Here is an 18,384-nt window from a genome sequence, read left to right as displayed (position 1 = left end):
GGACGCGGGAACCTCGAATGCGCCAGCCGAAATCGTGACGATTTCGGCGGCCCAAATGGAGAAGAAGATGGCCCGTATAGCAGGCGTCAACATACCGACCAACAAGCGCGTCGTCATCGCGCTGCAGTACATCCACGGCATCGGCTCGAAGTTCGCGCAGGAGATCGTCGACAAGGTCGGCATCCCGGCCGAGCGCCGCGTCCACCAGCTCACCGACGCCGAGGTGCTGCAGATCCGCGAGACCATCGACCGCGACTATCAGGTCGAGGGCGATCTTCGCCGCGAGACCTCGATGAACATCAAGCGCCTGATGGACCTTGGCTGCTACCGCGGCCTTCGCCACCGCCGCTCGCTGCCGGTCCGCGGCCAGCGCACGCACACCAACGCACGCACTCGCAAGGGTCCGGCGAAGGCGATCGCGGGCAAGAAGAAGTGATTTAGGGGAGTATGGGAGTAGGACAGTACGGGAGTAGGGCAAACAGTCTGCGGAGCATTTTCGCATTACTGCCTTACTTCCCTACTGCCCTACTCCCCCTCCTCCTGGTGTAGCCGCTGGCATTACGGCGGCGTCGATATCGTACGAAAGGATAGACATGGCCAAGGAAGCCGCACGCGTCCGCCGTCGCGAACGCAAGAACATATCGTCGGGCGTCGCTCACGTGAGCTCGACCTTCAACAACACCATGATCACCATCACCGACGCTCAGGGCAACACGATCGCCTGGTCGTCGGCTGGGGCCCAGGGCTTCAAGGGCTCGCGCAAGTCGACCCCGTTCGCCGCCCAGATCGCCGCCGAGGATTGCGCCAAGAAGGCGCAGGAGCACGGCATGCGCCAGCTCGAGGTCGAGGTTTCTGGTCCCGGTTCGGGCCGCGAATCGGCGCTGCGTGCGCTGCAAGCCGCCGGCTTCACGATCTCCTCGATCCGCGACGTGACGCCGATCCCGCACAACGGATGCCGGCCGCGCAAGAAGCGCCGCGTCTGACGCGACTTTCATCAACGACCGCACGAGCGCCCGCCGGGCGCTCCTCTGTGGTTTCCAGATCGCCCGGCACGATTGGATGGTGCCGGGGAAACGGAAGGACAAACGCATGATCCAGAAAAACTGGCAGGAACTGATCAAGCCGAACAAGATCGAGTTCTCTTCCAAGAACAAGACGATGACGACGCTCGTCGCCGAGCCGCTCGAGCGCGGCTTCGGCCTCACGCTCGGCAATGCGCTGCGTCGCGTGCTCCTGTCGTCGCTGCGCGGCGCCGCGGTGACCGCGGTACAGATCGACGGCGTGCTGCACGAATTCTCCTCGATCCCCGGCGTGCGCGAGGATGTCACCGACATCATCCTCAACATCAAGGAAATCGCCATCAAGATGGAGGGCGACGGACCCAAGCGCATGGTCGTGCGCAAGCAGGGCCCGGGCGCCGTCACGGCGGGCGACATCCAGACGGTGGGTGACGTCGCGATCCTCAACCCCGACCACGTGATCTGCACGCTCGACGAGGGCGCGGAGATCCGCATGGAGTTCACGGTCGACACCGGCAAGGGTTACGTGCCGGCCGAGCGCAACCGCGCCGAGGACGCGCCGATCGGTCTCATCCCGGTCGACAGCCTTTATTCGCCGGTCAAGAAGGTCTCCTACAAGGTCGAGAACACCCGCGAGGGACAGGTTCTCGACTACGACAAGCTGACCATGACCATCGAGACCGACGGTTCGATCACCGGCGAGGATTCGATCGCGTTTGCGGCCCGCATCCTGCAGGACCAGCTCGGCCTCTTCGTGAACTTCGAGGAGCCGCAGAAGGCACAGCCGGAAGAGTCGGTCACCGAACTGGCCTTCAACCCGGCGCTGCTCAAGAAGGTGGACGAGCTGGAGCTTTCGGTCCGTTCGGCCAACTGCCTGAAGAACGACAACATCGTCTACATCGGCGACCTCATCCAGAAGACCGAGGCCGAGATGCTGCGCACTCCCAACTTCGGCCGCAAGTCGCTCAACGAGATCAAGGAAGTTCTCGCGGCGATGGGCCTGCACCTCGGAATGGAGGTTCAGGACTGGCCGCCGGAAAACATCGAAGACCTCGCCAAGCGTTACGAAGATCAGTACTGAGCGCCTCCGAGCCTCGGTCAAAAGGAAGTTGAAGGAGAAAGCTCATGCGCCATGGACGTTCCGGCCGCCGGCTGAACCGCACATCGAGCCACCGCAAGGCCATGTTCACCAACATGGCCGCCTCGCTCATCGAGCATGAGCAGATCACCACGACCCTGCCGAAGGCCAAAGAGCTCCGCCCGATCGTGGAGAAGCTGGTCACGCTCGGCAAGCGCGGCGATCTGCATGCCCGCCGCCAGGCGATCGCGCAGGTCGGCAACGCCGTGCTGGTGAAGCGACTGTTCGACACGATCGCGCCCCGCTACGCGGAGCGCAACGGCGGCTATCTGCGCATCATGAAGGCGGGCTTCCGCTTCGGCGACAACGCCGCGCTGGCCGTGATCGAGTTCGTCGATCGCGACACCTCGGCGAAGGGCGCAGCCGACCGCGCCCGCACGGAAGCCGAAGACAGGAACGAGGAAGCCGAGGCGGCATAGACCGCTTCGCATCCCGACAGACATCGAGGAGGCGGGCCGTATCGGCCCGCCTTTTTCGTGTCACGACCTTCCTGCGCCGGCGACGATGAAGCGCAGATGCCGCCCGGCGGGATCTCCGGCGGGGCGACGCGCTGGCACCAAAGCCTTTCAATTCCCACATTGTCGGCGCTAAGGAACCTGGATCGGCAGGTGGAGAGAATCGCATGGGCGGACGGATGCTCGGTTTGGCGCGGGGTGCGCTCGCGGCGGTCGCAGTCTTTGCCGGCGGGCTTGCGCTTCCTGCGCAGGCGCAGGACGGGCTGCGCGGCTTCCTCGAGGAACTGTTGCCCTTCGTGGGAGACGATGAGAAGCCGGAGGGACCGCCGCCGGAGGCCGCGCCCGCGCCAGAGGCGCTGCCCCGGACTCCTGCCACCAGGGCTCCGCAGTCGCCCGCTGCGCCCTTGCCGCAGGCCGGTGAGCCTGGACGTCGCGTGCCGTTCGGACGCGGCGAGATCCAGCTGTCATTCGCGCCGCTGGTCACGCAGACCGGGCCGGCGGTCGTCAACGTCTATGCCAAGCAGCAGGTGCGGGCGCGCTCGCCCTTCGCGGGCGATCCGTTCTTCGAGCAGTTCTTCGGGCGGCAGATGCCGCCGCGCGTCCAGTCCTCGCTGGGATCGGGCGTGATCGTCGATCCGTCCGGCATCATCGTCACAAACTTCCACGTCATCCGCGACGCCGACGAGGTGAAGGTGGCGCTTGCCGACGGGCGCGAGTTCGAAAGCCGCATCCTCCTGAAGGATGAGTCTCTCGATCTCGCGGTGTTGAAGATCGAAGGAGACGACGCGTTCCCGGTGATCGGCATAGGCGATTCCGATGCGCTCGAGGTCGGCGATCTGGTGCTCGCCATCGGCAACCCGTTCGGCGTCGGCCAGACCACGACCAGCGGCATCGTCTCGGCGCTGGCGCGCAACCATGTCGGGATCTCCGATTTCGGCTTCTTCATCCAGACCGACGCGGCGATCAATCCGGGCAATTCCGGCGGTGCGCTGATCGACATGTCCGGCAATCTGGTCGGCATAAACACGGCGATCTTCAGCCGCTCCGGCGGCTCGATCGGCATCGGCTTCGCGATTCCCTCCAATATGGTGCGGGCCGTGGTCGAATCGGCCCGGCAGGGCGGCGACGCCTTCGAGCGGCCCTTCGTCGGCGCAGAGTTCGACGCCGTCACGCCGCAGATCGCCGAGGCGCTCGGGATGTCGCTGCCGCGCGGGGCGATCGTGACGTCGCTGTTCGAGGCGGGGCCGGCCGAGAAGGCGGGGCTGGCGCCGGGCGACGTGGTGCTGTCGCTCAACGGCGCGCCGATCCAGCACGTCGATGCGCTCGGCTACCGGCTGGCGACGCAGCCGATCGGCTCCACGGTGACCTTCGACGTCCTGTCGAAGGGCAAGGAGCGGCAGATCAAGGTCGAACTCGTCAGGGCGCCGGAAGGCGCCAACGAGACGATCGTGGACATTCCGGGCGAGAGCCCCTTCGCGGGCGCGAAAGTCGCGGAGCTTTCGCCGCGCCTCGCCCAGCGCCTGCGCATGCCCGCGTCGGCCACCGGCGTGGTCATGGTCGACGTGCCGCGCGGCACGCCCGCAGCGCAGTTCGGCTTCAGGCCGCGCGACATCGTGCGCGAGGTCAACGGCGAGACGATCGACACGGCGGCGACGCTGGAAAAGGTCGCGCTGACGAAGTCGCGCTGGTGGCGGTTCACCATCGAGCGCGACGGCAGCCTTCTGCAGCAGATGCTGCGTTACTGACCCCGTGGCCGACCTCTTCGCCCGCGACGAGCCGACGCGGCCCCAGCCGGGCAGGCCGCTTGCCGACCGTCTGCGGCCAGCGACGCTGCCGGACGTCGTCGGCCAGGAGCATCTGACCGGGGAAGACGGCGTGCTGACGCGCATGATCCGCGGCGGGTCGCTGGGCTCCATGATCTTCTGGGGACCGCCCGGCACCGGCAAGACGACGGTCGCGCGGCTGCTTGCGGGTGAGATCGGGCTGGCGTTCGAGCAGATCTCGGCGATCTTTTCGGGAGTCGCGGACCTGAAGAAGGTTTTCGAGACGGCGCGTATGCGGCGAACCAACGGCCGCCAGACGCTGCTCTTCGTCGACGAGATACACCGCTTCAACCGCGCACAGCAGGACAGCTTCCTCCCGGTGATGGAGGACGGGACGGTCACGCTGGTCGGGGCGACGACGGAAAACCCTTCCTTCGAGTTGAATGCGGCACTCCTGTCGCGGGCCCGGGTGCTGGTGTTTCACTCGCTGTCGCCGGAGACGATCGCGCGGCTGCTCGAACGTGCCGAGAAGACGGAAGACCGGCCGCTGCCGCTCGACGAGGAGGCGCGCGCGGTGCTGATCCGCATGGCGGACGGCGACGGACGCGCCTCGCTGACGCTGGCGGAAGAAGTCTGGCGGGCGGCGAAGCCGGGCGAGATCTTCGACGCCGAGGCGCTGCAGCGCGTGGTGCAGCGGCGCGCTCCGATCTACGACAAGAGCCAGGACGGCCACTACAATCTGATCTCGGCGCTGCACAAGTCGGTCCGCGGCAGCGATCCCGATGCGGCCCTCTACTATCTCGCGCGTATGCTGGATGCCGGCGAAGACCCGCTCTATCTCGGGCGGCGGCTGGTGCGGATGGCGACCGAAGACATCGGGCTCGCCGATCCCCAGGCGCTGGCGATCGCCAACGCCGCCAAGGACGCCTACGACTATCTCGGCTCGCCGGAAGGAGAACTGGCGCTGGCGCAGGCCTGCGTCTATCTCGCGACAGCGCCGAAATCGAACGCGGTCTATACCGCCTTCAAGGCCGCGACGCGCGCGGCCAAGGAGCACGGCTCCCTGATGCCGCCCAAGCACATCCTGAACGCCCCCACCAAGCTCATGAAGGCGGAGGAATACGGCTCGGGCTACGAATACGACCACGACACGCCCGACGCATTTTCCGGCCAGGACTATTTTCCAGAGAAGCTCGGCCGACAGACCTTCTACGATCCACCCGACCGGGGTTTCGAGCGGGAACTCAGGAAGCGTCTCGACTACTGGTCGAAGCTGAGGCGCGAGCGCGCGGCTCGGGACAAGTGACGCCTACGGTAGCTTCCAGCACGCGAACTTGATTTTCATCAAGGCACCGACCCGGCGGGGCGGGCATGCTTCTTCCGAACCGGAAGAGGCAGACCACCGTGCAGACATCCCGCTTTTCGATCCTCCTCGCCGCCTTTTGCGCGCTCGCTGCGCCCGCTTCGCTCCACGCCCAGTCGGAGAATCCGGCCTGGCTCGACGAACTCGCGCGGCAGATCGCCGATCAGGAGCAGTGCGAGGTCGGTTTCTATATCTTCATGGACGAACAGAAGCTCGGCGGGCGCAAGACCGTCCAGGCGAAGCTGCAATGCGTCGACGGGCGCCAGTTCGATGCGTCCCGCACCGAGCCCGCGACCGAATTCGAGATAAGCGAGTGCGGCACCCGGGTCTGCTGATCCCCATCCCGATTGACCAAAGGAGTAGCGGCATGCACGTCCTCATCATCTTCGGAACGGTCGAAGGCCACACGCGCAAGATCGCGCGGAACGTCTCAGCCACCGTCCAGAGCCTCGGCCACCAGACAACGGTCTTCGACGCCGGCGATCTCGGCGACGTCGACCTCGACATCGCCGACGCCGTCATCGTCTGCGCACCGGTCCACATGGGGCAATACCCGATGGCGATCACGCACTGGCTGACGACGCGGGCGGACAGGCTGTCGAAGGTGCCCGGCGCCTTCGTCTCGGTCTCCCTCGCCGCCGCGTCGCCGTTCCCCGAAGAACATGCCGAGATCCAGAAGCTGACGGAGGCGCTGTTCGAGCGTACCGGGTGGCGGCCGCGCATGGTGCATCAGGCGGGCGGAGCCTTGCGCTACCCGCAGTACGATTTCCTGAAGCGTCTCCTGATGAAGCACATCGCCTACAGGGAAGGCGGGCCGACCGACGTGACCAAGGACCACGAGTTCACCAACTGGAACGCGCTCGCAGCCTTCGTGGAAGGCTTCGTCGCCGATTGCGACCGGCCGGCCGAAGCCGGGGCGAATGAGAAGAGCGTGGCCTAATCCGATCGAGCCTGCCATCTCCGGCGGGACTCGTGCGGCTAGCAAGGATGCGCTATGACCCTCGCATCGCAAATCGATCGCGAGGGTCTCCCCGGATGAAGGAAATCGCGCTGGTCGCCGCGGGCGGCGCCATCGGGGCGTCGCTGCGCCATCTCACCGGCGCCGCGATGCTGCGCATCGCCGGCATGTCCTTTCCGTGGGGGACGCTGACGGTCAACATCGTCGGCTCCTTTCTCATGGGCGTCTTCATCGAACTCCTGGCGCGGCGGTTTGGGACATCCAACGAGTTGAGGCTGTTCGTGGCGACCGGTGTGCTCGGCGGCTTCACCACCTTCTCGGCCTTTTCGCTCGACGTCGCGGTGCTGTGGGAACGCGGAGCGAGCGGCCACGCCGCCGCATACGTGGCCGCGAGCGTGATCGGTGCGGTCGCCGCGCTCTTCGCCGGACTGTGGATCATACGCGCCGTAGCCTGAGGCTATAGGGGCGGTCCCGAAAACGCATTTTGCATTCTGTCTCCCGCTGAACTATCCAGATCGCGCGCCGTGGCCGTTTTTCGGGCGCATGTGCGACAGGAGTTTCATGACGGGCATCCAGCAGATCAGCGTCGAACCGGGCGAAGCGGGCATGCGGCTCGACCGCTGGTTCAAGACGCATTTCCCGGGCCTCGGGTTCGGCCATCTGCAGAAGCTGCTGCGGTCGGGCCAGATCCGGGTCGACGGCGGCCGCGCCAAGTCGGACACGCGCGTGGAGCCGGGGCAGGTGATCCGCGTCCCGCCGATCGGCATCGACCGCAAAGGCGACGCTCCGATGACCGGCAAGACGATCCGCGGCCAGGACGACGGCGAAGTCCTGGCCAAGATGCTGCTCTACGAGGACGACAAGGTCTTCGTCTTCAACAAGCCCTCCGGACTGGCGGTCCAGGGCGGATCCGGCGTGACGCGCCATGTCGACGAGATGCTGGAAGCCTGGCGCAACAAGAAGGGCGAGAAGCCGCGCCTCGTCCACCGTCTCGACCGCGACACGTCGGGCGTGCTGGTCGTGGCGCGCACCCGGCTCGCCGCCATGAAGCTGGCGGAAGCCTTCCGAGGCCGGGACGCCAAGAAGACCTACTGGGCGCTGGTGAAGGGCGTACCGAAGAAGCGCGAGGACAAGATTTCCACCTGGCTGGTCAAGGAGCAGACGCCGGACGGCGACCGCGTGCGGGTCGCCAGGCACGGCGAGCCGGGCGCGGACCACGCCGTCTCCTACTACCGGGTCCTCGAACAAGCGGGGCAGACGCTGTCCTGGCTGGAGATGGAGCCCCATACGGGTCGCACGCACCAGCTGCGCGTGCACGCCGCGCATATCGGCTGCCCGATCATCGGCGATCCCAAATACTTCGAGGCGGACACCAACTGGGACTTTCCTGGCGGGGTCCAGAACCGGCTGCACCTTCACGCGCGCCGCATCGTCATCCCGCATCCCGACCGCGGCGTGATCGACGTGACCGCGCCGCTGCCGCCGCACATGCGCCAGAGCTGGAACCTGATCGGCCTCGACGAGGCCAACGCAGGAGAAACGGGTTAGTGAGCGCAGTGGCGCACGGGCTCGACCGCCGCGACGCGGTCGACATGGCCGCGGCCCTCCTGATGCTCGGCCTCACCTTCTCGTGGGGCCTCAACGGCGTTGCCGTGAAGCTTTCCAACGAAGGCTTCAGCCCGGTTCTGATCTCGATCGCACGCTCGTCGATCGCGGCGCTGTGCGTCTTCGCCTGGTGCCGCTGGCGCGGCATCCCGCTGTTCGAGAGGGACGGGACGCTCGGTGCGGGCCTGCTCGCCGGCGCGCTTTTCGGCCTCGAATTCGTCCTGATCTTCTGGGGCCTCGATTTCACGACGGTCGCCCGCAGCGCGCTGATGATCAACACGATGCCCTTCTGGGTGCTCATCGGCGCGCACTTCATGCTGGGCGAGCGCATGTCGCTGCTCAAGCTCGGCGGCACCGTGCTCGCCTTCGCCGGCGTGGCGCTCGTCTTCTCCGACAGGCTCAGCCTGCCCGATCCGGAGGCCCTGAAGGGTGACGCGATGTGCCTTGCGGCCGGCATAGCCTGGGCCGCGACCATCATCGTCATCAAGCGCTCGAAGCTTTCCAGCGCAAGCGCGGAAAAGACGCTGCTCTACCAGCTTGCCGTCTCGGCGGTGATCACCGTGCCGCTGCTGGGCCTGTCCGGGCCAGCGATCCGCGATCCGGACGTTCTCTCGACCTCGGCGCTGCTCTTCCAGGCGATCTTCATCGTCGCCTTCACCTATCTCTTGTGGTTCTGGCTGATGCGCCGCTATCCCGCTGGCGGCCTGACGAGCTTCGCCTTCCTGACGCCGGCGTTCGGCGTGCTTCTGGGTGGATTGCTGCTCGACGAGCCGCTGAGCCCGCGCATCTTCGCCGCCCTGGGACTGATCGCTGCAGGGCTCGTGATCGTCAACCGGCCGACGCGAAAGATCCCGCCCGCTTGAACGGCGCCATCAAGCGCTTAACTTCGAGAAACATCCTCCGAAACTTCGCGACCACGGCACGGCCCCATGCGTGACATCCTGAACGACCTCGAATCCAGCTTCCTGTCCGATCCGGACCCGATGAAGCGCGCGCAGAGGCAGATGCGCCAGCCGCGCCCGAAGCGCTTCTACAAGGAGGCGCGGGTGGGGCAGGCGGAGGGCGGCTTCACCGTGCATCTCGACGGCAAGCCGATCCTCACGCCAGGCAGGGCGGTGGTCCTTCTAGCCACCGAGCCCGCCGCGGGCCTCGTGGCCGAGGAATTCGAACGGCAGCAGGACGAGATCGATCCCCCGACGATGCCGGTGACCCGGCTCGTCAATACCACCATCGACGGCGTCGCCAGGGAACCGGATGCGGTCCTGGAGGACATCCTCCGCTACGCCTCGTCGGACCTTCTCTGCTACCGCGCCGCAGGGCCGGAGCGTCTCGTGGCGCTGCAGTCGGAGGCGTGGGATCCGGTGCTCGACTGGGCGCGCAACGGTCTCGGCGCGCGGCTGTACCTGGCCGAAGGGGTCATCCATGTGGAGCAGCCGCGCGAGGCGATAGCCGCCATTGGGGTACATCTTCGCATGGCGGCCGAACCGTTCCGGCTCGCCTGCCTGCACGTCATGACGACGCTCACCGGATCGGCGCTGCTGGCCCTCGCCGTCGATGCCGGCGAGATCAACGTCGAGCAGGCCTGGAAGGCCGCCCATGTCGACGAGGACTGGACCATCGAGCACTGGGGCGAGGACGCGGAAGCCGCCGCCGCCCGACGCGGCAGGCAGCGCGACATGGTGGCGGCGCATGCGCTGCTCACGGCGCTGCGCCAGGACTGATCGGCCGGTCTTATCCTGGCATCTGCGGCGGGGCGAAGACGATATAGGGCGTCTTCGGCATCTCGCCCGGCACGACGTAGTCGGGAGCCGGTTCGCCGGGTTCGCCAAGCGATTTTATGTAGCGGTAGAGCGACCGCAGTTCCATGTCGGTCATGTGGTGGAGATTGAACCACGGCATGGGCGGCCTGGTTTCGAGCTTCCCGGCGAAGTCGACGAATGCATCCTCCGACATCGGTTCGACGGTGCGGCGCAGGTTGGACGGATAGGTGGTGCCCCAGGGGCCCATGAACCCGACGGTGCTGCCCTTCAGCGCCACGGCGGGGTCCAGCTTTCCGCCCGATTCGGCGAAACCCTGCGTGTGGCAGTCGTGGCATCCTCCGATGTTCGAGATGCGCAACCCCGCCTCGACCGAGGGTTCCTCGGCATGTACCGGAAGCAGAAGCGCGCCGGCCCAGAGGCCGGCCGAAAGCCAATGTCGCAGCATTTCATTCCCCCCAAAACGTCGCGCGGGTGAGCCCGGCCGGGACAGGAAATCCCGGCGGAAGGCCGGCGTCAAGCATCGTCGGCCGAACTGGTTTCCGTTTCCCTCATGCCGGCGGTTCGGCCGGCGCGCCCGCGAGGAGGAGACCGCCGCCGCCGCGTCCGGGAACGAGATGCACGACCTTGTAGCCGCGTGCCTTCAGATCGGCGAGCAGGCCCGGCAGCATCGCGACCGTGCGGGCATGGATGTCGTGAAACAGCACGATGCCGGAGCTGCGCGCGGTGATGCGCGAAAGGGCCCGTGCTCGGAGCGGTTCGGAGCCCGACTTGAAGTAGTCCTTGGAATCGATGTCTGCGTCGATCACCACCACGTTCCGCGCGGCGAGGCTCGCCCGCAGGGCCGCGGTCTCGGCGAGATATGGGAAGCGGAAGAACGGCGCAGGCCGCAGACCGGCAGGCTTCAGCGCCGCCGCGACGCTGTTCTGACCGGCGAGAATCTGCGCCATCGCGCTGGCGCTGCCGAGGCTGGCGAGGTTGGAATGGTTCTGGGTGTGGGTGCCGACGGTGTGGCCGCGCTCGGCGACCTTGCGGGCGATGGCGGGATAGGCGTTCGCCATCTGGCCGACCATCAGGAAGGTGGCCTTCACTCCGTAGTCGTCGAGCGCGCGCAGGATCTTTTCGGTCTTGCCGGGCATCGGTCCGTCGTCGAAGGTCAGCACGATCTCCCGGGGGCCGAGGCGTATATCGGAGACGCGCTCCACCCTGATGGTGCGGCCGGCAAGCCCACCGACCGGGATCGGCAGCTGATCGGGGCGAAGCATGGCCGCTTGCGGCGCAAGCTGCTCGTCGGCACGGGGCTCCTCGGCGGCGAAGGCGAGCGTCGGCGGCGCGCTGCCGGCCAACTTCGTGGGTCCGTTGGCGCAACCGGCGAGGATCGCGGCAAGGAGGGCGGAACTCAGGACACAGGCCACGCTACGCATCGGGACACCCGGACAAAACCAAACCCGGGCGAACTGTTACCGATCGCGGTTAATACGAGCCTAATGTGCGAATTCCGTTTACCATGGCCGCGAACCGAACGCCGCCGCGCCTCTGCGGAGCGAAGGGGATAGCGAGGGCAGATGCTGCGTATACAGAAGGTTGCGATCGAGACGATCTACATCCCCACGGAGCGCCGCAAGACGCTGCATGCGGAGACGGTGCGGGTCCTGGCCGAGGACATCCTGGAAAACGGAATGAAGGTGCCGATCCAGGTTCGCAAGGATGGTGCCCGTCACGTGCTGGTGGAAGGCCTGCACAGGCTGGAGGCGGCGAAGTGGCTGGGCGAGACGGAGATCGACGCCTACCTGGTGCAGGCGCGGCGGCACTGAGCCCGACGCCTCAGAGCAGCGCGATCGCGGGACGGTTGAGCATAAGCCAGAAGATCGCCGCAACGCTGAGAAAAGCCGGGAAGCCGAAGGCGAACCACACGCGGTAGAGGCGGAAATAGGCTGGCGGCAGCGCGTCCCCGGCGCTTGCGGCGCCTCGGGCGAGATCGCGCAGGCGAAGCTGGATGAACACCACCGGCAGCCAGAAGAGGCCGGTGACGACGTAGAGGACCAGGGAGAGGACGATCCATCCCTCCGAGAGCGGCCACCCGACCACGAGAGCGAGCCAGGCGCCGGTGACTGGCTGCAGGACGACAGCGGTCGCGGTGAACAGCGCGTCGGCGATCACCACGGTTCCGGCCACATGGGAAACCGTGGCCGCGTCGCGCGTGCGGTGCGCCATGACCATGAAGAAGGCGATGCCGGCTCCCGTGCCGAAGAGCACGGCGGAGCCGACCACATGGACGAAGCGAAGGATCTCTTCCAAGGGCTCACCGCTCCTCGAGGATGGCGAGCGCCACGAGCGCGAGCACGATCGAGGGAAACACCTTGACCAGCGGGCCGAGCGGTTCGAGCCACAGTTCCGGGGTCAGCGCAGTGGCCGCCAGCAGGTAGACGGCCGAGAGCCCGATCATGCATTTCAGGGCCGCCGACGCGAAACGTCGCACCATGGCGCCCAAACCCACCATGATATCGGCGACGCTCGTCGCCAGCGTCAGGACGGCGGCCACCGTCGGCGGGAAACCGGCCGAAGCGAGCTGGCCCGCCGATGCCGACCAGCCGGTGAGCGCAATCGCGCCCGACGCGACCCAGAAGGCGGCAAGCGTGCCGAAGACGAGCGGCTTCAGGAGATAGAGCCGCGCGAACCAGAGGTCCTGGACGCCCGCCGGATTGGCGGCAAGGGTCTCGGACAGCGTCACCAAGCTGCGGTTCGCGGTTTCGGAATCGCCCGTAACACCGCCCTGGGCCACCAGCATGGCGGTGGAGCGCAGCGGCGAACGCCAGCCGAGCCAGCCCAGCAGATCGGCAATGAGCGAGGTTCCCACGGCAAAGGGTACGGGAACGTTCAGAACCGGTGCTTCGGACAGGCCGAGCCAGCGCCGGTGAAGGGCCACCGCCTGCGCCAAGGTCAGGGTTTCATCGGCGGCAAGGTAGAGGTCGCTTCCCGGCCGAGTTCTGCTGTCGAGCGACTCCGCGATCGCCGAGACGAGGTCGTCCATCGAAACGAACTGCATCGGGGAGGAGGCGTGGACGAGCGGCGTGATGCGCGGAAAGGCGGCCAACGCACGCAGCAGGGCCGATCCGCCATAGGCGTTACGCCCAATCACGACGGCGGGCCGCAGGATAACGAAGGGAATGCCCGATGCCTTCAGGGCGTCGTCGGCGCGCCGCTTGGTGGCGAGGAAAGGCGTTTCGCTGCCACTACCACCGGTGCGGGCCGAAATTTGGACAATGAGGTGTAGTCCCGCCGGCGCGGCGGCTTCATAGAGCGCTCGCATCGCCCGCTCCTGGACCTTCGCTACGTCGTCGCGGGCGGTGTCCTGCAGGACGCCGGCACAGTTCACCACGGCGTCGATCCCCTCCAGGATGACGGTCCAGTCGCCTGGCGCCGCCAGATCGACGAGGTCGGCGGCGACCCAGTCGATGCGCGGCAGGCGTCGGGACGCGGCCTCGACGTCGCGGGCCAGACCCGCCACCGCGTGCCCCCGGTCCGACAGCGCCTTCGCGACCGCCGTGCCGATGAAACCGCTGCCGCCGAGAATCAGGATCCGCATCGGCCAAGACTAGGCGAGGCGCGAGCGGCGGCGCAAATCGGGCCTCGCGGGTCTCAGCCCATTTCATTCTGGTCAGCCCCGACGCGGAGGGCTAGTGTGACGCGTCTGCCTGGACGGATCGAGCCATGCTGAACCAATTCACCCTCCCGCGCCTCGTCGGCGCGAGCGTCGCGCTTCTCGCGGTCCTGCTCGCTGCCGGCTGGCTGACCCGCGAGGACCCGGAGACGAAGCCCTATTTAAAGGTCATGGGCAGCGGCTTCATGTTCAACTATCGCGTCGCCGACGTCTATTACGGCTTCACGGCCGTCGTACAGCGACCGCTGCCAACGGGCTCGATCATCGAGGCAGCCTTCGAGGATCCGGCGGGCGGGGCCGAACACGTGGTGCGGACGCGGGTCGGCACCGACACGAACCGCTATTCGCTGCGTTCGCCGCCGGTCCGCGGCGTCGAGAAGGACCGACCCTACACGGTCGCCATCCGGGTGTTGGACCGGGAGGAGAGGCAGGTTCTGTGGCGCGACCAACTGAGCGTGAGATCGCAGATCAGCGACAAGGTCGTGCCGGACCGGCCGCTCACCGTCGGCCCCGGCTATGCGCCCAACCCAAACTCGGGTGGATGAAATCGGCCCATGCTGCTACGGATCGGCAATGAGCGAGAACGAAGATCACCATCACCACGACAACGAACTCGACCCGATGGCCGCGCGGGTGAAGGCGCTGGAGACGATCCTGACCGAGAAGGGCCTGATCGATCCCGCCGCGATCGACGCCATCGTGGAGACTTACGAGACGAGGGTCGGACCTCGCAACGGCGCGCGCGTCGTCGCCAGGGCGTGGAGCGAGCCTGACTTCGCCGAATGGCTGAAAACTGACGCGACGGCGGCCATTGCCTCGCTCGGCTATACCGGCCGGCAGGGCGAGCACATGCAGGCGGTGTTCAATTCGCCGGAGCGGCACAACCTCGTCGTCTGCACGCTCTGCTCCTGCTATCCCTGGTCCGTGCTCGGCCTGCCGCCGGTCTGGTACAAGGCGCCGGCCTATCGCAGCCGGGCGGTGATCGACCCGCGCGGCGTGCTGGCGGAGTTCGGAGTGGAACTCCCCGCCGGCCGCGAAATCCGGGTGTGGGATTCGACGGCGGAACTGCGCTACCTGGTGATCCCCGAGCGGCCCGCAGGCACCGAAGGCTGGGACCAGGAACGGCTCGCCGGACTGGTGACCCGCGATTCGATGATCGGCACCGGGTTCGCCAAAGCGCCGGAGGCGGCATGAACGGCCCGCAGGATCTCGGCGGACAGATGGGCTTCGGCCCCATCGCGCCGGAGAAAGACGAGCCGATCTTCCACGGCGAGTGGGAGAAGCGTGCGCTGGGCGTGACGCTCGTCGCCGGCGCAATGGGCGCCTGGACCATCGACGAAAGCCGGCACGCGCGCGAAAGCCTGCATCCGGCCGACTACTATTCGTCCAGCTACTACGAAATCTGGATCAAGGCGCTGGAGGTGCTGCTGCTGCGGCACGGCTTCGTTTCGGACGCGGAACTGCGCAAGGGCAGGGCGCTCGGCACGGGTGCCGCTCCCAAACGGGTCCTGAAGGCGACGGACGTGCCCGCCGTGCTGGCGCGCGGCGGGCCTTGCGACCGGGCCGTGGCCTCCGCCCCGATGTACCGCCCCGGACAGCGGGTCAGGGCACGCAATATGCACCCGCAAGGCCACACGCGCCTGCCGCGCTACGTGCGCGGCCACGTCGGCAGGGTGGAAGCGGTGCGTGGCGGCTTCGTCCTGCCCGATACCAATGCGCATGGCCACGGCGAGAACCCCGAATGGGTCTACACCGTCGTCTTCGATGGCCGGGACCTCTGGGGCGCGGACGGTGATCCGACGCTGACCGTCAGCGTGGACGCCTGGGAGAACTATCTTGAACCGGCCTGAAGCGGCGGGCCTCCCCGGTCTTCCGCCCGGTGCCGACGAACCCGTCTTCGCCGAGCCCTGGCAGGCGCAGGCCTTCGCCATGGTCGTGGCGCTGCATGATCGCGGCCTCTTCGCTTGGGATGAGTGGGCATCCGCGCTCTCAGCGGAACTGAAACGCTCCGATGCGGACCCGCACGGGCAGGACTACTACGAGCACTGGCTCGCCGCGCTGGAGCGTTTGCTGGCATCGAAGGAGGTGGCGGACGCGCCCGAGGTCGAGGCGCTCGCCGAGACTTGGCAGCGCGCCGCACACGCGACCCCGCACGGCAAGGCGATCGTGCTGGCGAACGATCCGCTGACTGGTGGATCGCGGGGCTAGCTAAATGCCGCAAGCGGCAGCGATGACCCCTGTGCACCGTTTCCGAGATGCATCAGGCGATAATTCTGGGAAATCCTGAGTGCCGACGCGCCATACACTGCGCGTTCCTATTGTGTTCCGTTTTTCTATACGGTATCGTATTTGTGTTGACGACTTAAAGGTGTGTTGATATGATCCTGCACGTAAGAGACGCAGAAACCGATGCACTGGTACGAGAGCTGGCCCGTCGGCGCGGTATCAGCATCACGGATGCGGTTCGGGAGGCGGTCGAGGAAGCTCTTTCTCGCGAGGAGGCGCCATCTTCCCTATGGGATCGCACGGCTGACATACGCGAACGGATCGCCAGCTATCCATCGACAGGAGAAACGGCGGACAAGGTCTTCTACGACACGCTTTGGGAGGAATAGCGGGATGTTCTTGGACAGCTCTGCTCTGGTGGCCATGTTGGTCCCCGAAGGTGACGGGCATAGATTGGCCGCCGAACTCCAATCCTCGTCCGATCCAGTGACTACTCCCATGGCGGTCGTCGAGTCGGTCCTCGGGTTGCGGAAACACCGCGCGGCTCCGCTGTCGGAACTGGCTGTCGAAGTGACCGAGTTCCTTATCCGGGGAGGTGTCACGGTACTGGAAATCCCGGAAGACATCCATTTCGGGGTGCTCATGGCATACGAGCGATACGGTAAGGGATCCCAGCATCCTGCTCGCTTGAACTTGGGAGATTGTTTCTCCTATGCGATGGCCAAACGCTTGGGCATCCCTCTCCTCTACAAGGGCAATGACTTTGCCCGGACGGATCTTGCATAGGGCGGCGCTCTTGCGCATCCCCAGCGAATCCTGTCTCTCCGGCTGATGGAATTCTCTCCGCAGCAGGATGCCGCGCTGAAGTCGGTGGCGCGCTGGCTGAAGGCCGGCCGGCCGCAGATCTTCCGCCTGTTCGGTTATGCCGGCACCGGCAAGACGACGCTGGCGCGTCATTTCGCCGAGCATGTCGACGGGCAGGTCCAGTTCGCCGCCTTCACCGGCAAAGCCGCGCAGGTACTGCGCACCAAGGGCGCGACCAACGCCCGCACCATTCATTCGCTGATCTACCGCCCGCGCGGCGAGGAGGCCGTGTCGGACGAGACGACCGGGAAGACCTCCATGTCGCCGACCTTCTCCCTCAATCGACAGAGCCCGATCTCGCGCGCCAAGCTCGTGGTCGTCGACGAGTGCTCGATGGTCGACGAGCAGCTCGGCCGCGACCTGATGACCTTCGGCACGCCGATCCTGGTGCTTGGCGACCCGGCACAGCTGCCGCCGATCTCGGGGGGCGGCTTCTTCACGGAACACGAGCCGGATGTGCTCCTGACCGAAATCCACCGGCAGGCGCGCGACAACCCCATCATCCGGCTGGCGCTCGACGTGCGCGAGGGCCGCGAGTTCATGAAGGGCGACTACGGCACCGCGCAGGTGATCGGGCGCGAGGAGGTCAATCAGGAACTGGTGCTGGCGGCCGATCAGGTGCTGGTCGGCACCAACCGCACGCGGCGGCGCTACAACATGCGGCTTCGCGAACTGAAAGGCTTCGAAGGGCTGCTGCCGATGGCCGGCGACAAGCTGGTCTGCCTGCGCAACGATCCCGCCAAGGGCCTCCTCAACGGCTCGCTGTGGAAGGTGATGACCGCCTCGCGCGAGACCGTGAAGCCGGGCATCAACCTGCTGGTCTCGCCGGAGGAAGACGACCCGGACCGCGGCGTGTCGAAGATCAAGCTGCTCAAGGCAGCCTTCGAGGATCCCGACGCCGACATTCCCTGGCAGCAGAAGAAGCGCTTCGACGATTTCGATTACGGCTACGCCCTGACCGTCCACAAGGCGCAGGGCTCGCAGTGGAACAACGTCGTCCTGTTCGACGAGAGCTTTGCATTCCGCGACATGCGCGAGCGCTGGCTCTACACCGCGATCACGCGCGCGGCGGAACGGCTGACGATCGTGCGCTGATCAGGCTTCGGCAACCGGCCTTCCGGCGTCCAGCCAGTCCCATGCCTCTGCTTCCTGACCGAGCGCAAAATGTCTCATCTCCATCGACAGGAACGGTTTGAAGAAGCCCATCGCCGGTCCCATCCAGCCGGGCCCGCCAACCACGGCGTAGCGGCGGACGTGCTTCAGGGCATGGGCCTTGCCGGAAAACGTCGACTTCTTGAGCGCCGCGCTCCAGTCGAAGCCCTCGAAATCGCGGACGAGGACCAGGAGGTCGATCTTGTCGTGCAGTTCGTAGGCGGCCTCGAGCAGGCCGAACATGTTCTCGATGTCCGGCGCGGTGATGTGGCCGGTGATCTCGAAGCCGAAAGCGTCGGCGCGTCGGGTGTCGATCCTGCGGATGTGTGGAGGGTTGTCGTGAACGATCATTCGGTCGCTCCGGTCGGCCTGTCTTCCCCTTGTCCACCCCGGAAACGGGGGCTGGCCCTGTGCGTTCCCATG

General features: G+C 66.5%; 25 protein-coding genes. 20 read left to right on the top strand and 5 right to left on the bottom strand.

All coding sequences use genetic code 11. From position 1 onward, the window contains the following. Positions 1-67: 67 nt before the first annotated feature. From rpsM to ABGN05_RS16345, 12 genes are all read left to right on the top strand, one after another. Positions 68-436 (top strand): 30S ribosomal protein S13, encoded by a 369-nt coding sequence (gene rpsM, locus ABGN05_RS16400; RefSeq protein WP_367955104.1) that lies wholly within the window; start codon positions 68-70, stop codon positions 434-436. Between the two features lie 157 nt (positions 437-593). Next, on the top strand, positions 594-983 hold the full coding sequence (gene rpsK, locus ABGN05_RS16395; protein ID WP_072605970.1) for a 30S ribosomal protein S11: 390 nt from the start codon (positions 594-596) through the stop codon (positions 981-983). Positions 984-1,089: 106 nt separating this feature from the next. Further along, positions 1,090-2,100, top strand: a complete 1,011-nt coding sequence (locus ABGN05_RS16390; RefSeq protein ID WP_072605968.1) for a DNA-directed RNA polymerase subunit alpha — start codon at positions 1,090-1,092, stop codon at positions 2,098-2,100. 44 nt (positions 2,101-2,144) lie between these two features. After that, complete coding sequence (gene rplQ / locus ABGN05_RS16385; protein ID WP_367955103.1) at positions 2,145-2,576, top strand: 50S ribosomal protein L17; 432 nt, start codon at positions 2,145-2,147, stop codon at positions 2,574-2,576. Between the two features lie 203 nt (positions 2,577-2,779). Further along, positions 2,780-4,357, top strand: a complete 1,578-nt coding sequence (locus ABGN05_RS16380) for a DegQ family serine endoprotease (RefSeq protein ID WP_367955102.1) — start codon at positions 2,780-2,782, stop codon at positions 4,355-4,357. A 4-nt stretch (positions 4,358-4,361) separates the two neighbouring features. Next, on the top strand, positions 4,362-5,681 hold the full coding sequence (locus ABGN05_RS16375; RefSeq protein ID WP_367955101.1) for a replication-associated recombination protein A: 1,320 nt from the start codon (positions 4,362-4,364) through the stop codon (positions 5,679-5,681). Positions 5,682-5,779: 98 nt separating this feature from the next. Next, on the top strand, positions 5,780-6,073 hold the full coding sequence (locus ABGN05_RS16370; RefSeq protein WP_367955100.1) for a hypothetical protein: 294 nt from the start codon (positions 5,780-5,782) through the stop codon (positions 6,071-6,073). A gap of 32 nt (positions 6,074-6,105) precedes the next feature. After that, positions 6,106-6,678 (top strand): flavodoxin domain-containing protein, encoded by a 573-nt coding sequence (locus tag ABGN05_RS16365; protein WP_367955099.1) that lies wholly within the window; start codon positions 6,106-6,108, stop codon positions 6,676-6,678. Positions 6,679-6,773: 95 nt separating this feature from the next. Then, entirely contained in the window at positions 6,774-7,151 is a 378-nt protein-coding gene (crcB, locus tag ABGN05_RS16360) for a fluoride efflux transporter CrcB (protein WP_367955098.1), read from the top strand. A 106-nt stretch (positions 7,152-7,257) separates the two neighbouring features. Continuing rightward, positions 7,258-8,244 (top strand): RluA family pseudouridine synthase, encoded by a 987-nt coding sequence (locus ABGN05_RS16355; RefSeq protein ID WP_367955097.1) that lies wholly within the window; start codon positions 7,258-7,260, stop codon positions 8,242-8,244. Continuing rightward, positions 8,244-9,164: a DMT family transporter gene (locus tag ABGN05_RS16350; protein ID WP_373695941.1), complete on the top strand. Its 921-nt coding sequence runs from the start codon at positions 8,244-8,246 to the stop codon at positions 9,162-9,164. The genes ABGN05_RS16355 and ABGN05_RS16350 overlap by 1 nt, the downstream gene beginning before the upstream one ends. A gap of 66 nt (positions 9,165-9,230) precedes the next feature. Further along, on the top strand, positions 9,231-10,022 hold the full coding sequence (locus ABGN05_RS16345; protein WP_367955096.1) for an ATP12 family chaperone protein: 792 nt from the start codon (positions 9,231-9,233) through the stop codon (positions 10,020-10,022). Between the two features lie 10 nt (positions 10,023-10,032). Here the strand turns inward: ABGN05_RS16345 and ABGN05_RS16340 are convergent, their stop codons facing one another. Together ABGN05_RS16340 and ABGN05_RS16335 are read right to left on the bottom strand one after the other, a co-directional pair. After that, complete coding sequence (locus tag ABGN05_RS16340) at positions 10,033-10,506, bottom strand: hypothetical protein (protein ID WP_367955095.1); 474 nt, start codon at positions 10,504-10,506, stop codon at positions 10,033-10,035. Positions 10,507-10,609: 103 nt separating this feature from the next. Continuing rightward, positions 10,610-11,482: a polysaccharide deacetylase family protein gene (locus tag ABGN05_RS16335; RefSeq protein ID WP_367955094.1), complete on the bottom strand. Its 873-nt coding sequence runs from the start codon at positions 11,480-11,482 to the stop codon at positions 10,610-10,612. Between the two features lie 141 nt (positions 11,483-11,623). On the opposite strand from ABGN05_RS16335, the gene ABGN05_RS16330 reads away from it, so the two are divergent. Further along, positions 11,624-11,872 (top strand): ParB N-terminal domain-containing protein, encoded by a 249-nt coding sequence (locus ABGN05_RS16330; RefSeq protein ID WP_367955093.1) that lies wholly within the window; start codon positions 11,624-11,626, stop codon positions 11,870-11,872. A gap of 10 nt (positions 11,873-11,882) precedes the next feature. On the opposite strand, the gene ABGN05_RS16325 is transcribed toward ABGN05_RS16330, so the two are convergent. Both ABGN05_RS16325 and ABGN05_RS16320 read right to left on the bottom strand, forming a co-directional pair. Continuing rightward, positions 11,883-12,356: a DUF2269 family protein gene (locus ABGN05_RS16325; RefSeq protein WP_367955092.1), complete on the bottom strand. Its 474-nt coding sequence runs from the start codon at positions 12,354-12,356 to the stop codon at positions 11,883-11,885. Positions 12,357-12,360: 4 nt separating this feature from the next. Then, positions 12,361-13,644, bottom strand: a complete 1,284-nt coding sequence (locus tag ABGN05_RS16320) for an SDR family oxidoreductase (RefSeq protein WP_367955091.1) — start codon at positions 13,642-13,644, stop codon at positions 12,361-12,363. 125 nt (positions 13,645-13,769) lie between these two features. Here ABGN05_RS16320 and ABGN05_RS16315 point away from each other — a divergent pair, with 125 nt between their 5' ends. The 7 genes from ABGN05_RS16315 to ABGN05_RS16285 all read left to right on the top strand — a co-directional run bounded on the left by ABGN05_RS16315 (position 13,770) and on the right by ABGN05_RS16285 (position 17,904). Continuing rightward, positions 13,770-14,264 (top strand): hypothetical protein, encoded by a 495-nt coding sequence (locus ABGN05_RS16315; RefSeq protein WP_367955090.1) that lies wholly within the window; start codon positions 13,770-13,772, stop codon positions 14,262-14,264. A 28-nt stretch (positions 14,265-14,292) separates the two neighbouring features. After that, positions 14,293-14,913 carry a nitrile hydratase subunit alpha gene (nthA, locus tag ABGN05_RS16310; RefSeq protein ID WP_367955089.1) on the top strand — a complete coding sequence of 207 codons (621 nt, stop codon included), beginning with the start codon at positions 14,293-14,295 and terminating at the stop codon, positions 14,911-14,913. After that, positions 14,910-15,569 (top strand): nitrile hydratase subunit beta, encoded by a 660-nt coding sequence (gene nthB / locus ABGN05_RS16305; protein ID WP_367955088.1) that lies wholly within the window; start codon positions 14,910-14,912, stop codon positions 15,567-15,569. The genes nthA and nthB overlap by 4 nt, the downstream gene beginning before the upstream one ends. Continuing rightward, positions 15,556-15,927: a nitrile hydratase accessory protein gene (locus ABGN05_RS16300; RefSeq protein WP_367955087.1), complete on the top strand. Its 372-nt coding sequence runs from the start codon at positions 15,556-15,558 to the stop codon at positions 15,925-15,927. The genes nthB and ABGN05_RS16300 overlap by 14 nt, the downstream gene beginning before the upstream one ends. Positions 15,928-16,097: 170 nt before the next feature. Then, positions 16,098-16,334, top strand: a complete 237-nt coding sequence (locus ABGN05_RS16295; protein WP_367955086.1) for a type II toxin-antitoxin system VapB family antitoxin — start codon at positions 16,098-16,100, stop codon at positions 16,332-16,334. A gap of 4 nt (positions 16,335-16,338) precedes the next feature. Further along, a complete protein-coding gene (locus ABGN05_RS16290) occupies positions 16,339-16,731 on the top strand; it encodes a type II toxin-antitoxin system VapC family toxin (RefSeq protein ID WP_367955085.1) in 393 nt (130 codons plus the stop codon). A 45-nt stretch (positions 16,732-16,776) separates the two neighbouring features. Then, the gene (locus ABGN05_RS16285; protein WP_367955084.1) at positions 16,777-17,904 is read left to right on the top strand and encodes an ATP-dependent DNA helicase; all 1,128 of its coding nucleotides are present in this window, start codon (positions 16,777-16,779) and stop codon (positions 17,902-17,904) included. On the opposite strand, the gene ABGN05_RS16280 is transcribed toward ABGN05_RS16285, so the two are convergent. Continuing rightward, on the bottom strand, positions 17,905-18,312 hold the full coding sequence (locus ABGN05_RS16280; protein ID WP_367955083.1) for a SpoIIAA family protein: 408 nt from the start codon (positions 18,310-18,312) through the stop codon (positions 17,905-17,907). Positions 18,313-18,384 lie beyond the last annotated feature (72 nt).

Source organism: Aquibium pacificum, from assembly GCF_040839445.1.
GTDB classification, from domain to species: Bacteria; Pseudomonadota; Alphaproteobacteria; order Rhizobiales; family Rhizobiaceae; genus Aquibium; species Aquibium pacificus.
The sequence above is the reverse complement of the archived record's forward strand: the minus strand, read 5'-3'. Positions and strand labels throughout refer to the sequence as shown.

Coding starts and splice junctions, on each gene's coding strand:
- rpsM (WP_367955104.1), top strand. CDS start 68: ATGGCCCGTATAGCAGGCGTCAACATACCGACCAACAAGCGCGTCGTC.
- rpsK (WP_072605970.1), top strand. CDS start 594: ATGGCCAAGGAAGCCGCACGCGTCCGCCGTCGCGAACGCAAGAACATA.
- ABGN05_RS16390 (WP_072605968.1), top strand. CDS start 1,090: ATGATCCAGAAAAACTGGCAGGAACTGATCAAGCCGAACAAGATCGAG.
- rplQ (WP_367955103.1), top strand. CDS start 2,145: ATGCGCCATGGACGTTCCGGCCGCCGGCTGAACCGCACATCGAGCCAC.
- ABGN05_RS16380 (WP_367955102.1), top strand. CDS start 2,780: ATGGGCGGACGGATGCTCGGTTTGGCGCGGGGTGCGCTCGCGGCGGTC.
- ABGN05_RS16365 (WP_367955099.1), top strand. CDS start 6,106: ATGCACGTCCTCATCATCTTCGGAACGGTCGAAGGCCACACGCGCAAG.
- crcB (WP_367955098.1), top strand. CDS start 6,774: ATGAAGGAAATCGCGCTGGTCGCCGCGGGCGGCGCCATCGGGGCGTCG.
- ABGN05_RS16355 (WP_367955097.1), top strand. CDS start 7,258: ATGACGGGCATCCAGCAGATCAGCGTCGAACCGGGCGAAGCGGGCATG.
- ABGN05_RS16345 (WP_367955096.1), top strand. CDS start 9,231: ATGCGTGACATCCTGAACGACCTCGAATCCAGCTTCCTGTCCGATCCG.
- ABGN05_RS16340 (WP_367955095.1), bottom strand. CDS start 10,506: ATGCTGCGACATTGGCTTTCGGCCGGCCTCTGGGCCGGCGCGCTTCTG.
- ABGN05_RS16335 (WP_367955094.1), bottom strand. CDS start 11,482: ATGCGTAGCGTGGCCTGTGTCCTGAGTTCCGCCCTCCTTGCCGCGATC.
- ABGN05_RS16330 (WP_367955093.1), top strand. CDS start 11,624: ATGCTGCGTATACAGAAGGTTGCGATCGAGACGATCTACATCCCCACG.
- ABGN05_RS16320 (WP_367955091.1), bottom strand. CDS start 13,644: ATGCGGATCCTGATTCTCGGCGGCAGCGGTTTCATCGGCACGGCGGTC.
- ABGN05_RS16315 (WP_367955090.1), top strand. CDS start 13,770: ATGCTGAACCAATTCACCCTCCCGCGCCTCGTCGGCGCGAGCGTCGCG.
- nthA (WP_367955089.1), top strand. CDS start 14,293: ATGAGCGAGAACGAAGATCACCATCACCACGACAACGAACTCGACCCG.
- nthB (WP_367955088.1), top strand. CDS start 14,910: ATGAACGGCCCGCAGGATCTCGGCGGACAGATGGGCTTCGGCCCCATC.
- ABGN05_RS16295 (WP_367955086.1), top strand. CDS start 16,098: ATGATCCTGCACGTAAGAGACGCAGAAACCGATGCACTGGTACGAGAG.
- ABGN05_RS16290 (WP_367955085.1), top strand. CDS start 16,339: ATGTTCTTGGACAGCTCTGCTCTGGTGGCCATGTTGGTCCCCGAAGGT.
- ABGN05_RS16285 (WP_367955084.1), top strand. CDS start 16,777: ATGGAATTCTCTCCGCAGCAGGATGCCGCGCTGAAGTCGGTGGCGCGC.
- ABGN05_RS16280 (WP_367955083.1), bottom strand. CDS start 18,312: ATGATCGTTCACGACAACCCTCCACACATCCGCAGGATCGACACCCGA.